The sequence below is a fragment of the Stenotrophomonas sp. GZD-301 genome, assembly GCF_049310345.1.
Lineage (GTDB): Bacteria > Pseudomonadota > Gammaproteobacteria > Xanthomonadales > Xanthomonadaceae > Stenotrophomonas.
Map to the genome: position 1 here is coordinate 127,596 of NZ_JBMOWY010000008.1, position 13,073 is coordinate 140,668.

Below are 13,073 nucleotides of genomic sequence, written 5' to 3' on the forward strand. Positions count from 1 at the left end.
TTGCAGGCATCCGCATGGATACAGATTCCCGTGGATGAGCCCGCATGTCAGCCAACCTCTACCAGTCCCTGGCCGATGAAATGGCCGATGCGATCCACAGCGGTCGCTTGCCCGCCGGTGCGCGCCTGCCCTCGCTGCGCGGCCTGGCCGCGCAGCGCAAGCTCAGCCTCAACACCGTGATCGCCGCGTACCGCCAACTGGAGGATGCGGGGCTGGTGATGCCACGGCCAAAGGCCGGTTTCGTGGTCAGCCCGCGTCTGCCCGAGCCCACCCGCTCGCTGCGCCAGGCGCCGTCGCTGGCGACCGCCCCGGCGCAGCAGGTGATGATGGCGCGTGTACTGGCCGCCCAGCAGCAGCCCGGCGTCGTCGATCTGGCCTTTGCCGGCCCGCGCGGCCGGCGCTTCTATCCCGGTGCGAAGCTGGCGCGCAGCACCGCGCAGGTGCTGCGGCGCTCGGCGGACATGGTCGAAACCTATGCGCGCCCGAATGCGGCGCGGCGGCTGCTGGAGCAGATCGTGCGGCGCGGCCCACGGCTGGGGCTGCACACCAGTGTGGAGCGGCTGGTGCTGACCCACGGCGCGATGGAAGCACTGCAGCTGGCATTGCGCGCGGTGACGCGACCGGGCGATGCCGTCGGTATCGAAGCCCCCTCGTACTTCAATCTGTACCCGTTGCTGGGCAGCCTGGGACTGAAGGCGATCGAACTGCCCACCGATCCGCGCCACGGCCTTGACGTGGACGCGGTGGAGGCACAGCTGCAGCACCGCGCGCTGGCCGCGATCGTGGCGATGCCGAGCGTGCACAACCCGCTGGGCTGCACCATGCCGGTCGCGGCCAAGCAGCGGCTGGCCGCGCTGGTCAATCAGTTCCGCATCCCGCTGATCGAGGATGCGGTATACGCCGAGCTGCAGTACCAGGAACCGCTCGCGCCGCTGCTCAAATCCTTCGACGACGACGGCTGGGTGATGGTGTGCAGCAGTTTCTCCAAGACGCTGGCACCGGATTACCGGATCGGCTGGCTGGACGGCGGTCGCTTCGCTGCGGACATCCAGCTGCTCAAGTTCCAGTCCACCGGCGCCGAATCGCGCCTGCTCGGCGAGGCGGTGGCCGCGTTCCTGGAAGCGGGCAGTTACGAGCACCACCTGCGGAGACTGCGGCGGCTGTACGCCGAGCAGGTCGGCCGCGTGCGCAGCCTGATCGCGCAGCATTTCCCCCCCGGCACCCGCGCCACCCAGCCGACCGGCGGTTTTCTGCTGTGGGTGGAGCTGCCCGTCGACATCGAGGCCGGGACGCTGTTCGACCTGGCGCTGGCCGAGGGCGTGGTGTTCATGCCCGGCCAGGTGTATTCGCGCGGTGCGCGCTACCGCCACTGCCTGCGCCTGTCGTGCTGCCAGGAGCTGGATGAGCGCTACGTCGGCGCGATCGCCACGCTCGGCCGGATCGCCCACACCCTGCAGGCGACCGCGCGCGGCTAGCTAGACGGCCAACCGCCCGGCCAACGTGGCCGGATCGGCGCCGGGGGCGTACGGCAGGCGGCCCCAGCACGGCATCGGCAGGCGCGCACGCAGCAGCGCCATGTTCTCGTCGCGACGCGCCATCGACGGGTCCACCTCGTTGGCGATCCAGCCGATGCAGGTGGCCCCGCTGGCCTGGATCGCCGCGGCGGTCAGGCGCGCGTGGTTGAGGCAGCCCAGCCGCAGGCCAACCACCATCACCACCGGCAGCTGCAGGGCATGCACCAGGTCGGCCTGGTCGAGGATGCCCGACAGCGGTGCCAGCCAGCCCCCCACTCCTTCCACCACCACGGTGTCGGCGCTGGCGCGCAGGCGGGCGAACGCCGTCTCGATCGGGCCCAGCGACAGCGTGACGCCGGCCTCGGCCGCGGCAATCTCCGGTGCCAGCGGCTGCTCGAGCGCGAACGGGTTCAGATCGTCATAGGCCGGCACCGGATGGCTGGCCGCCAGCAGCGCGGTCGCGTCCTCGTTGCGCAGGCCCGCGTCGGTGCGGGTACAGCCGCTGGCCACCGGCTTCATGCCCACCGCGCGCAGGCCACGCTGGCGCAGCGCGTGCAGCAGCACGCAGCTGCTGAAGGTCTTGCCGATCCCGGTGTCGGTACCGGTGACGTACAGGGCAGTGGGCAACGGGGCAGGCAGGGACATGGACGGTTCCGGCAGGAAAGCGCCCATTATCGGCCTGCCGCCGCCTGGCGCGACGGCGCACCGCTGCGTTGCACCCGGCCCGGCGCAGGCGACCGCCCTGCTTGCTAGACTGCGGCCATGTTCGATACTTCCACGCTCACCGGCAGCAAGCCGGAACAGTACGGCCAGCTGCTGGCCCAGGCGCGCGCCCTGGTGCATGGCGAGCGCGACCGGATCGCCAATGCGGCCAACCTGTCGGCGCTGGTCTACCACGCGCTGCCGCACCTGAACTGGGTCGGGTTCTACTTCTACGACGGCACCGAGCTGGTGGTCGGGCCGTTCCAGGGCCTGCCGGCCTGCGTGCGCATCCCGCTGGACAAGGGCGTCTGCGGTGCCGCCGCCTCGCAGCGACGCACGCAGCGGATCGAAGACGTGGACGCCTTCCCCGGCCACATCGCCTGCGATTCGGCCTCGCGCTCGGAGCTGGTGGTGCCGCTGGTCAAGGGTGACACGCTGATCGGCGTGTTCGACCTGGACAGCCCGTCGCTGGCCCGCTTCGACGCCGAGGACCAGGCCGGTCTGGAAGCGATCGCCGCGGTGTTCGTCGAGGCGCTGGGATGAGCGCCAAGCTGCGCAACATCGGCCCCAAAAGCGCAGCCTGGCTGCGTCAGGTCGGGCTGCGCACGCCGGAGGATCTGATCGCCGCCGGTGCGGTGGGCGCGTTCGTGAAGGTCAAGCGCGCCGGCTTCAAGCCCAGCCTCAACCTGCTGTACTCGCTGGAAGGCGCGCTGCAGGACTGCCATTGGCAGGAACTGCCGGAGGCGCGCCGGATTGAACTGGTTGCCGCCTACGACGCGATCATTGCCGACAACCCGCTGAAGAAGGCGCCGCCGGCGTCCGGGCCGGTCTATGACCGCACGCCCGAGCAGCAGGATGACGAGGACGATACCTAGGGTTGCTGCAGTTCCAGCAGCTCGCCCCACAGGCGGTCCTCGTCGCGCTCCACGCGCAGCTGCAGCCGCGTGCCGTGATCGATGCGCAGTGCCCAGCACATCGCCAGCGGCAGGCCGCAGACCTGCGACAGCACCATCCGCAGCGGGCCGCCGTGGCTGACGATCACGGTGGGAACCGGATCGGGATCATCCAGCAGGCGGTGCAGGCCGCGCGCGATGCGGCGCTCGAAGTGGCCCCAGCTTTCGCCATGCGGCGGTGGATTGGCGTGCGGGTCCAAGTGGAAGGCCGACACGGCCTCCATCGGCAAGGCCTCCAGTGCCGCGCCGTCCCAGTCGCCGAAGTCGAGTTCTTCCCACTCCTCGTCCGCTTCCACCTGCAGCGCACGCGGCGCGGCCAGTGCGTCGGCGGTAGCCATCGCACGCGTGCGCGGCGAGCTCAACACGCGCTGCCAGGACAGCGATGCGTAGCGCTCGCACAGGGCCACGGTGCTGCCCGGATCGAGCGGAGGATCGGTACGACCGTCCAGGTGGTCATCGCGGCCGGTGCTGGCGTGGCGGATCAGGTCGAGGATCACGCACCGCCCCCTGTATCCCGCGTTGCGGTGGGCCGGTGGAGTTCACGGGCGTCCTCGCACGGGTGCTGCAACCACAGTGGGGTCATGGGGATCACATCGAAAAGACGAGGCGCATTCTAACCGCTGCGTCCCATCGCCCCGGGCGGATGCCTTAGACTTCGCCCACTTTCAGGTGACCTGCGGCGCATGCCGGCAGGTTGAAACGGGAAGCCGGTGACGCGTCAGGCACAGCCTGTCCGCCACTCCGGCACTGCCCCCGCAACGGTAAGCGTGGAGACACCAGGCAGTACGCCACTGTGCTTCGGCATGGGAAGGCGCCTGGTGGGATGGCGCTGCCATCCACCCGCAAGTCCGGAGACCGGCCTGGGAGACGACGGATCGCGACGCGTCGCGACCTTCCCCACCCTTTGCCGCGCGGGCGTGCGCGGCACCCGGAGTCCACGATGAAGCTGCAAACCCGAATCCTTTCCCTGGCCGTGCTGTCGGCATTGCCGCTGATGGCGGCCGCCCAGGACGACGCGACCGCACTCGACCAGGTCCTGGTCACTGCCACGCGCACGCCGATCGCCCTGCAGGACAGCATCTCGCCTGCGCAGGTGATCGACCGCGCGGAGATCGAGCGCAGCCAGGCGCCGTCGCTGCAGGACCTGCTGCGCGGCCGTGCCGGCATCAACCTCAACAACAGCGGTGGGCTGGGCAAGCAGAGCTCGCTGTTCCTGCGCGGCACCAACTCGGCCCACACCCTGGTGCTGGTGGACGGCGTGCGCATCAACACCGGCGATCTCGGCCTGGCCATGCTGCAGGACCTGCCGCTGGCGCAGATCGAGCGCGTGGAAATCGTGCGCGGCCCGCAGTCCAGCCTGTACGGTGCCGATGCGATCGGTGGCGTGATCCAGATCTTCACCCGCCGCAACGCCGGCCAGTTCGCTCCGCACCTGCAGCTGGGCGGCGGCAGCAACGGCCTGCGCGAGGCCAGCGGCGGCTTTGGCGGCAGCGGCGAGCGTGGCTGGTTCGGCACCGATATCGCCTACCAGCACACCGACGGCATCAATGCCTGCCGCGGCAACCCGATCACCTTCGCCGGCTGCGGCGCCGACGAGCCCGACCGCGACGGCTACCGCAACCTGTCGATGAGCCTGCGTGGCGGCTACGCCCTGAGCGATGCCTGGCAGGTGGAAGGCACTGCGCTGCGTGCCGAAGGCGAGAACCACTACGACGGCTACTACAACTATTCGGAAACGCTGCAGCAGGTGCTGGGCGGCAAGGTGCGCTACACCCCGAGCGAGCGCGTCACCCTGACCGTCAATGCCGGCCGTGCCGACAACGAGTCGCAGAACTACAACGGCAGCACCTGGCTGGGCGCGGCGCAGACCCACCGTGACAGCGCGTCGGTGCAGGCCGACATCGGCGTCGCCGAGGGCCAGCTGCTCAGTGCCGGCGTGGACTGGAGCCAGGACAACCTGGACGGCAGCAGCGCCGGCTACCTTGTCGACAGCCGCGACAACACCGGCGTGTTCGTGCAGTACCAGGGCCGCTTCGGCGCGCACCACCTGCAGGCCAGCGTGCGCAACGACGACAACGAGCAGTTCGGCAACCACACCACCGGCAGCCTCGGCTGGGGCATGGAGCTGGGCGGCGGCGTCCGCCTCAACGCCAGCTACGGCACCGCGTTCAAGGCGCCGACCTTCAGCGACCTGTACGACCCGTGGAGCGGCGTGCCGACGCTGGACCCGGAAACGTCCAAGAGCGCCAACGTGGGCATTGCCCAGCAGGGCGACGGCTGGCGCTGGGGCCTGGATGTGTATGAGACCCGCATCGACGACCTGATCACCTATGACGCCACCACCTTCATGATGTCGCAGGTGGAGAAGGCGCGCATCCGCGGTGCCGAGCTGACCGGTGCGATCACCGTGGCCGGCGTCGATGTCAGCGCCCAGCTCAGCCACACCGACCCGCGCAACCGCACCGACGGCAGCGCGCAGTTCGACAACTGGCTGGCGCGCCGCGCGCAGAACACCGCACGCCTGGACATCGACCGCCGCTTCGGCGACTTCCGCGCGGGCGTGACCGCCAACGGTGCCGGCAAACGCTATGACAATGCCGCCAACACTGTGCGCCTGGGCGGCTATGGCACCGTCGACCTGCGCATGGAATATGCGATCAGCCGTGACTGGTCGGTGCTCGGCCGGGTCAGCAACCTGTTCGACCGCGACTACGAAACGGTGGCCTGGTACAACCAGCCCGGCCGCGAGTACCGCCTGAGCGTGCGTTACCAGCCGAAATGAGGGACCGGGACGGCGGCATCGCCGCCGTTCCACCTGCGGTGGGTGCCGACCGTTGGTCGGCACGTGCCTCCGGTCGCGTTACAACCCGGGCAACGCCCGCAGGTCATCCACCACCGCCACCGCCTCGACCGTGTCCAGGTCCAGCCCGCGCGGATAGCCATAGCGCACCAGCGCCACCGGCATGCCCGCATCCACGGCGGCACGGTAGTCGGTGATCGAGTCGCCCACCATCAACGCCGCCGCCGGCGCAACCTTGAACGCGTCGGCAATGTGCCGCAGCGGCACGCCGCTGGGCTTGCGCTCAGGCAATGAATCGCCGCCCAGCACCAGCGCGAACAGGTTCTGCAGGCCAAAATGCTGCAGCAGCGGGGCCACCAGCGCCGACGGCTTGTTGGTGCAGATCGCCAGCGTCACGTTGCGGTCGCGCAGCGCATGCAGCGCCGCTTCAACACCGTCGAACAGACGCGGGCTGCGCAGCAGGCAGGCCTCGTAGTGGCGCATGAAGCCGGGCATGACCGCGTCCAGATCGGCATCGCTGCCGGCCGCAGTGAAGGCCTGCTCCACCAGCCGGCGCACGCCATCACCGATCCAGGTCAGCACCGTGGCCTCGGGCACCCGCGGCAATTGCCAGTCTTCCAGCGTGCGGTTCAGCGCTTCGGCGATATCGGCCGCGCTGTCGACCAGCGTGCCATCCAGATCGAACACCACCAACGGATACGGATACGACAAGGCGCAGCTCACTTCAACGACGTGGGAAGGCCATTGTACGCGGCGCCCTGTGCTCAGATCCGCGACAGAAACGCCGGGCTGGAGAAGCGTTCCACCAGGAAGTCCAGGAAGCTGCGCATGATCGTCGGCAGCTGCCGCCGCGACGCGTACACCGCGTGGATGCCCAGGCCTTCCACCTCGTAGTCCGGCAGCACTTCGACCAGCTCGCCGCTGCGCAGCAGCGGGCCGATCTGATAGGTGGGCAGCATGGCGATGCCGGCACCGGCCCGCACCGCCTCCAGCAGCAGCGAGGCCTCGTTGGCGCTGATATTGCCGCCCACCGCCACGGCAATCGCACGGCCGTCGCGCTGCAGGTGCCACACGCTCTTGCCGACGTAGTGGTGGGTGAGGCAGTTGTGCGTGGCCAGCTCGTCGGCGGACGTCGGCGCGCCGCGTTCGGCCAGGTACGACGGTGCCGCGCACAGCACCGAGCGGCACGGTGCCAGCCGCCGCGCGATCAGCGCCGGATCGATCGCGCGCGAGATGCGTACGGCGATATCCACGCGCTCCTCGACCAGGTTCACCACCCGGTCCACCAGCAGCAGTTCGACCCGCGTCAGCGGATGCCGCTTCACGAAGTCGGCTACTGCCGCCGCCAGGTGGATCTGCCCGAACGACACGCTGGCGGTCACCCGGATCAGTCCGTGCGGTTCGGGATTGTCGTTGGCCAGTTCGCCGTGCAGTTCATCGCCGATCGCCAGCATCTGCCGGAAGCGCAGCAATGCGGCTTCGCCCGGCCCGGTCAGGCTGATCCGACGCGTGGTCCGGTGCAGCAGGCGGGCGCCCAGCCAGCGCTCCACCTCGGCCAGGTAGCGGGTCACCATCGCCCGCGACATCTCCAGCGCCTCGGCGGCCGCAGTCAGGCTCCCGCGCTCGACTACCTCGACGAAGACATTCATGGCGGTCATGCGGTCCATTTGATCGTTCCACGCAACAAATTAGGCCGTTATACGCGGTTTTTCGGACGATTTCAGGCGCATAAGCTGGCCTTTCTCCCTCAACGGAACCCGCCCCATGAAGATCGCCCTCGTCGGTGCCACCGGCAACATCGGCCGTGAAATCACCCGCCAGGCCCTCGCCCGCGGCCACCAGGTCACGGCCATCGTGCGCCGCGACACCGCGCTGCCTGCCGAACTGGACGGCGCCACGCTGGCCGTCGCCGCGCTGGACGACACCGACGCCCTGGCTGCGGTGATCGCCGGCCACGACGTGCTGGCCAGCGCCTTCGGCCCCCGCCCGGGCGACGACCCGGCCACCGTCACCACCGTTACCGCCGAGCTGGTAAAGGCCGCGCGCCAGGCTGGCGTACCGCGTTTCCTGATGGTGGGCGGCGCCGGCACGCTGGAGGTGGCCCCGGGCGTGCAGCTGGTGGATACCGATGGCTTCCCCGACGCGTACAAGCCGGTGGCACTGGCCGCCCGCCAGGCATTCAACCTGCTGCAGAAGGTGGACGATCTGGACTGGACGTTCTACTCCCCGGCGGCTGAAATCGGCCCGGGGCCGCAGAAGGGCGGGTTCCGGACGCAGGCCCGGCAGTTCCTGGTGGGCGCCGATGGCCACAGCCGGATCAGCTACGCCGACTACGCCGATGCGTTCGTGAGCGAGATCGAGACGCCGCAGTACCTGCGCCAGATCGCCACCGTCGCGTACTGACCAACGGCCGGGCCCCGCCCGGCTCCACCAGGCCCCGGCATGCCGCCGGGGCCCTGTCGCACAGGACCCATTCAAATGCCTATCTTTTCGCGCACCCCACTGCTGCTGGCGCTGGCCGTTGGCACCGCGCTCGGCGTGGCGGCACCCGCCATCAGCCACGCCGCCCCTGCCACCGCGCAGCGCGCCCCGGTGCAGGTGCAGCCGTATCACCCTGGGGAGAAGGCACTGTTTTCGGTGTCCTCCACCCTGGTCACCGGCCAGCACGACGCAATCCTCGTCGATGCCCAGTTCGCGGCCTCGGATGCGGCCCAGCTGGTGCAGCGCATCCGCGACAGCGGCAAGCACCTGACCACCATCTACATCAGCCACGGCGACCCCGACTACTACTTCGGCCTGGCCACCGTGCAGGACGCCTACCCCGACGCCCGCATCGTCGCCACCGCGCAGACCGTCGCGCATATCCAGGCTACGCAGGCCGGCAAGCTGGCGTACTGGGGGCCGAAGATGGGCGCGGACAAGCCGGCACGCATCGTTATCCCGCAGGTGCTCGACGGCGACAGCCTCACGCTGGAAGGACAGACGCTGCGCATCATCGGTCTGGACGGCCCCACCCCGGATCGCACTGTGGTGTGGGTGCCGGCGCTGCGCACCGTCCTGGGCGGCATTCCCGTGGTCAGTGGCGAGCACGTGTGGATGGCCGATACGCAGAGTGCGCAGTCGCACGCGGACTGGTTGACGACCCTGGCGCAGATCAAGGCGCTGAAGCCGGTGCGCGTCATTCCCGGGCACTACGCCACGGGCGCGGCGCTGGATGCCGGCGCGCTCGATTTCACCGCCGCCTACATCCGTGCCTTCGATGCGGAAGCCGCGCGTAGTGCAGATGCCGATGCCCTGATTGCGGCGATGAAAACGCGCTACCCGCACCTGCAGGGCGTGGATTCGCTGGCATTGAGCGCCAAGGTCGCCAAGGGCGAGATGCGCTGGCCGTAAGCGGCCGTCACGCCTCGTCGAAGTGATCGAACAGGCCGGGCTGGCGCACCGGTTCGCGCTCGCGGAAGCCGCCCAGCCCGACGCCGACCAGGCGATAGCGCGTGTCGGCCGGCAGGTCGACGCGCGCGCGCAGCGCCAGTGCGATATCGCGCAGTTCTTCCATCGACTCCGGCGGCGACTCCGGGGTGAAGCTGCGGGTGATGATGCGGAACTGCGCGGTCTTCAGCTTCAGCACCACCGTGTGCCCGACCCGCTCGGTTCTGCGCGTTGCCTGCCACGTCTTTCCGGCCAGCGCGATGATGGCCGGGTCGAGCGCATCCAGCGGCAGGTCCTCGGCGAAGGTGTCCTCCGAAGAAATCGACTGCACCGGCTGGTCCGGTTCCACCGGGCGCTCGTCGATGCCACGCGCGCGCCGATACAGGCTTGCGCCGAAGCTGCCGAAACGCGTTTCCAGCACCTCCAGCGGCAACGCACGCAGATCGCCCACGGTGACGATGCCCAGTTCGGTCAGCTTGCCTTCCATCACCTTGCCCACCCCCGGCACCCGCTTGACCGGCAACGGGGTGAGGAACTGTTCCACCCGATGCGGCGGCACCACGAACTGGCCATCCGGCTTGCGCCAGTCCGAGGCGATTTTGGCCAGGAATTTGTTCGGCGCGATCCCGGCCGAGGCGGTCAGCTGCGTTTCCTCACGGATCTGCGCGCGGATGATCGCCGCGATCTCGGTCGCCACCGTCATGCCGCCCTTGTGCACGGTCACATCCAGGTACGCCTCGTCCAGCGACAACGGTTCGACCAGATCGGTATGCCGCAGGAAAATCTCGCGCACCACGCGCGACACCGCCTTGTAACGGGCGAAATCGGGCGGCACGAACACCGCGTCCGGACACAGCCGTTCGGCACGCAGCGCCGGCATCGCCGAGCGGATGCCGAACACCCGCGCCTCGTACGACGCCGCGCACACCACCGACCGCGCGCCCTTCCACGCCACCACCACCGGCCGGCCACGCAACGAGGGGTCGTCGCGCTGCTCCACCGACGCGTAGAACGCGTCCATGTCGACGTGGATGATCTTGCGGAGGGCGGGCACGGCGTGACGGACTCGGGTCAGATGAACAAGATTACAGCCACACGCTTGGGTATGGTCTTTTCATAACAACAACATGCGTTTTTGAACCTGAAAACACTACGCTGGCGTACGGTTAAAACGTTTGATTGAAACGATTTTCCTCTGCACTCTTGAGCACTTGTCTTTTATCAAGAGCAGCCGAGCGGCGCTCGGATGTACCCGATGACAACTTCAGGATTGCGCTTTTCATGACTCGTCTCAACGCGTTCTCGCGCGAACAGCTGCTGGCCAGCGCCCGCGGCGAATTGTTCGGCCCGGGCAGCGGTCGCCTGCCCAACGATCCGATGCTGATGTTCGATCGCATCACCGATATCCGCGAGGACGGCGGCCCACACGGCAAGGGACTGGTACGCGCGGAACTGGATATCCGCCCTGACCTGTGGTTCTTCGGGTGCCACTTCATCGGCGACCCGGTCATGCCCGGTTGCCTGGGCCTGGATGCGATGTGGCAGCTCACCGGCTTCTACCTGACCTGGCTGGGCGCCCCCGGCCGCGGCCGCGCACTGGGCTGCGGCGAGGTGAAGTTCACCGGCCAGGTGCTGCCCGAGGCCAAGCTGGTCAGCTACGAAATCGACATCACCCGCGTCATCAACCGCAAGCTGGTGATGGCCCAGGCCGACGCCCGCATGCTGGTGGACGGCCGCGAAATCTATACCGCCAAGGACCTGCGTGTGGGTCTGTTCACTTCCACTGAGAACTTCTGATGCGTCGCGTCGTCATTACCGGAATGGGCATCACTTCGTGCCTGGGCAACGATCTGGACACCGTGTCCACCGCGCTGCGTGAAGGCCGCGCCGGCATCCGCACCCTGCCCGACCACGCCGACGCCGGCCTGCGCAGCCACGTGGGCGGCAACATCGAGCTGGATCTGGATGCGCAGATCGACCGCAAGCTGAAGCGTTTCATGAGCGATGCGTCGGCGTATGCGTACATCGCCATGCGCGATGCGATCGCCGATGCCGGCCTGGAGGCCGACCAGGTCGCCAACCCGCGCACCGGCCTGATCGCCGGTTCCGGCGGCGGCTCCAGCCAGTGGCAGGTCGAATCGGCCGACATCCTGCGCGCGCGTGGCGTGCGCAAGGTCGGCCCGTACATGGTGCCGCGCACGATGTGCTCCACGGTGTCGGCATGCCTGTCCACCGCGTTCCAGATCAAGGGCCTGAGCTATTCGCTGTCGGCCGCCTGCGCCACCTCGGCGCACTGCATCGGCGCCGCCGCGGACCTGATCCGGCACGGCGCGCAGGACGTGATGTTCGCCGGTGGCGGCGAAGACCTGCATTGGTCGATGAGCGTGATGTTCGATGCGATGGGCGCGCTGTCCACCCGCTTCAACGAAACCCCGGCCAGAGCCTCGCGTCCGTACGACAAGGACCGCGACGGCTTCGTCATCGCCGGTGGCGGCGGCATGCTGGTGCTGGAGGATTACGACCACGCCGTTGCGCGTGGGGCACGCATCTACGCCGAGCTGGTGGGCTATGGCGTTACCTCCGATGGCGCCGACATGGTTGCACCGTCGGGCGAAGGCGCGGTGCGCTGCATGAACATGGCGATGGCCAATCTGTCCGCCCCGATCGACTACCTCAACACGCACGGCACCTCGACCCCGCTGGGCGATGTCACCGAGCTGAAGGCGGTGCGCGAAGTGTTCGGCGAGAACGTGCCGCCGCTGTCGTCGACCAAGGCGCTGTCGGGCCATTCGCTGGGCGCCGCCAGCGTGCACGAAGCGATCTACTGCCTGCTGATGATGCGCGACGGCTTCATCGCCGGCTCGGCCAACATCGGCGAGCTGGACCCGCTGGTGGAAGGCTTCCCGATCGTGCGCGAAAGCCACGACGCGCAGTTGAACACGGTGATGTCCAACAGCTTCGGCTTCGGCGGCACCAACGCCGCGCTGGTGTTCGGCCGGGTGTAAGCCGAGCGGACCCCGCGCGAAGAAAAGCCCGGCCAAGCGCCGGGCTTTTTTTTGGCTGCGGCATGCCGCCGCGTAAACCGGTGGAGCCGACCGTTGGTCGGCTGCGGGCTGGTCGGTGGCGGAACGGAGAGCAGCCGACTAGCAGTCGGCTCTACAAACAGCGACGCGTGGCGGTGGTCAGCGGTGCACCGGTAGAGCCGACCGTTGGTCGGCTGCGCGCGCAGCGCGCGGGGGGTGGTCGGTGGCGGAGCGGAGAGCAGCCGACTGACAGTCGGCTCTACCAGAGCGATGTGTGGCATTGCACCGGTAGAGCCGACCGTTGGTCGGCTGCGCGCAACGCGCGCGGGTTGGTCGGTGGCCGCACGGGGAGCAGCCGACTAGAAGTCGGCTCTACCAGAGCGACGCGTGGCGGTGCACCGGTAGAGCCGACCGTTGGTCGGCTGCGCGCGCAACGCGCGGGGGTTGGTCGGTGGCGGAACGGAGAGCAGCCGACTAGAAGTCGGCTCTACCAGAGCGATGCGTGGCGGTGCACCTGTAGAGCCGACCGTTGGTCGGCTGCGCGCAGCGCGCGTGGGTTGGTCGGTGGCGGAGCGGAGAGCAGCCGACTAGAAGTCGGCTCTACCCGAACGACGCGTGGCATTGCACCGGTAGAGCCGACCGTTGGTCGGCT

General features: G+C 68.8%; 13 protein-coding genes and 1 riboswitch. Of the genes, 8 read left to right on the forward strand and 5 right to left on the reverse strand.

Annotated elements, in window-relative coordinates:
• Positions 1-44 precede the first annotated feature (44 nt).
• Positions 45-1,475 (forward strand): PLP-dependent aminotransferase family protein, encoded by a 1,431-nt coding sequence (locus ACO6VK_RS02435; RefSeq protein ID WP_422505293.1) that lies wholly within the window; start codon positions 45-47, stop codon positions 1,473-1,475.
• Here ACO6VK_RS02435 and bioD read toward each other — a convergent pair whose 3' ends face one another.
• Complete coding sequence (gene bioD / locus ACO6VK_RS02440) at positions 1,476-2,159, reverse strand: dethiobiotin synthase (RefSeq protein WP_422505295.1); 684 nt, start codon at positions 2,157-2,159, stop codon at positions 1,476-1,478.
• 117 nt (positions 2,160-2,276) lie between these two features.
• On the opposite strand from bioD, the gene ACO6VK_RS02445 reads away from it, so the two are divergent.
• Positions 2,277-2,759: a GAF domain-containing protein gene (locus ACO6VK_RS02445; protein WP_153164936.1), complete on the forward strand. Its 483-nt coding sequence runs from the start codon at positions 2,277-2,279 to the stop codon at positions 2,757-2,759.
• Entirely contained in the window at positions 2,756-3,091 is a 336-nt protein-coding gene (locus ACO6VK_RS02450) for a TfoX/Sxy family protein (protein WP_422505297.1), read from the forward strand. The genes ACO6VK_RS02445 and ACO6VK_RS02450 overlap by 4 nt, the downstream gene beginning before the upstream one ends.
• Here ACO6VK_RS02450 and ACO6VK_RS02455 read toward each other — a convergent pair.
• Positions 3,088-3,666, reverse strand: coding sequence for a histidine phosphatase family protein (locus ACO6VK_RS02455; protein ID WP_422505298.1), 579 nt, complete (start codon positions 3,664-3,666; stop codon positions 3,088-3,090). The two genes, ACO6VK_RS02450 and ACO6VK_RS02455, sit on opposite strands and share 4 nt — an antisense overlap.
• Positions 3,667-3,819: 153 nt before the next feature.
• Positions 3,820-4,047, forward strand: a riboswitch (cobalamin riboswitch).
• 62 nt (positions 4,048-4,109) lie between these two features.
• Here ACO6VK_RS02455 and btuB point away from each other — a divergent pair.
• A complete protein-coding gene (gene btuB / locus ACO6VK_RS02460) occupies positions 4,110-5,951 on the forward strand; it encodes a TonB-dependent vitamin B12 receptor (RefSeq protein WP_422505300.1) in 1,842 nt (613 codons plus the stop codon).
• A 78-nt stretch (positions 5,952-6,029) separates the two neighbouring features.
• Here the strand turns inward: btuB and gph are convergent, their stop codons facing one another.
• On the reverse strand, positions 6,030-6,680 hold the full coding sequence (gene gph, locus ACO6VK_RS02465; protein ID WP_422505301.1) for a phosphoglycolate phosphatase: 651 nt from the start codon (positions 6,678-6,680) through the stop codon (positions 6,030-6,032).
• Between the two features lie 53 nt (positions 6,681-6,733).
• Entirely contained in the window at positions 6,734-7,636 is a 903-nt protein-coding gene (locus ACO6VK_RS02470; protein WP_422505302.1) for a LysR family transcriptional regulator, read from the reverse strand.
• Between the two features lie 97 nt (positions 7,637-7,733).
• Here ACO6VK_RS02470 and ACO6VK_RS02475 point away from each other — a divergent pair, with 97 nt between their 5' ends.
• Together ACO6VK_RS02475 and ACO6VK_RS02480 are read left to right on the forward strand one after the other, a co-directional pair.
• The gene (locus ACO6VK_RS02475; protein ID WP_422505304.1) at positions 7,734-8,372 is read left to right on the forward strand and encodes an NAD(P)-dependent oxidoreductase; all 639 of its coding nucleotides are present in this window, start codon (positions 7,734-7,736) and stop codon (positions 8,370-8,372) included.
• 75 nt (positions 8,373-8,447) lie between these two features.
• A complete protein-coding gene (locus ACO6VK_RS02480; protein ID WP_422505306.1) occupies positions 8,448-9,362 on the forward strand; it encodes an MBL fold metallo-hydrolase in 915 nt (304 codons plus the stop codon).
• Between the two features lie 7 nt (positions 9,363-9,369).
• Here the strand turns inward: ACO6VK_RS02480 and dinB are convergent, their stop codons facing one another.
• Positions 9,370-10,452: a DNA polymerase IV gene (dinB, locus tag ACO6VK_RS02485; RefSeq protein WP_422505307.1), complete on the reverse strand. Its 1,083-nt coding sequence runs from the start codon at positions 10,450-10,452 to the stop codon at positions 9,370-9,372.
• 227 nt (positions 10,453-10,679) lie between these two features.
• On the opposite strand from dinB, the gene fabA reads away from it, so the two are divergent.
• Complete coding sequence (gene fabA, locus ACO6VK_RS02490; protein ID WP_411849764.1) at positions 10,680-11,195, forward strand: 3-hydroxyacyl-[acyl-carrier-protein] dehydratase FabA; 516 nt, start codon at positions 10,680-10,682, stop codon at positions 11,193-11,195.
• Positions 11,195-12,403: a beta-ketoacyl-ACP synthase I gene (gene fabB / locus ACO6VK_RS02495; protein WP_422505309.1), complete on the forward strand. Its 1,209-nt coding sequence runs from the start codon at positions 11,195-11,197 to the stop codon at positions 12,401-12,403. Before fabA ends, fabB begins: the two co-directional genes overlap by 1 nt.
• Positions 12,404-13,073 lie beyond the last annotated feature (670 nt).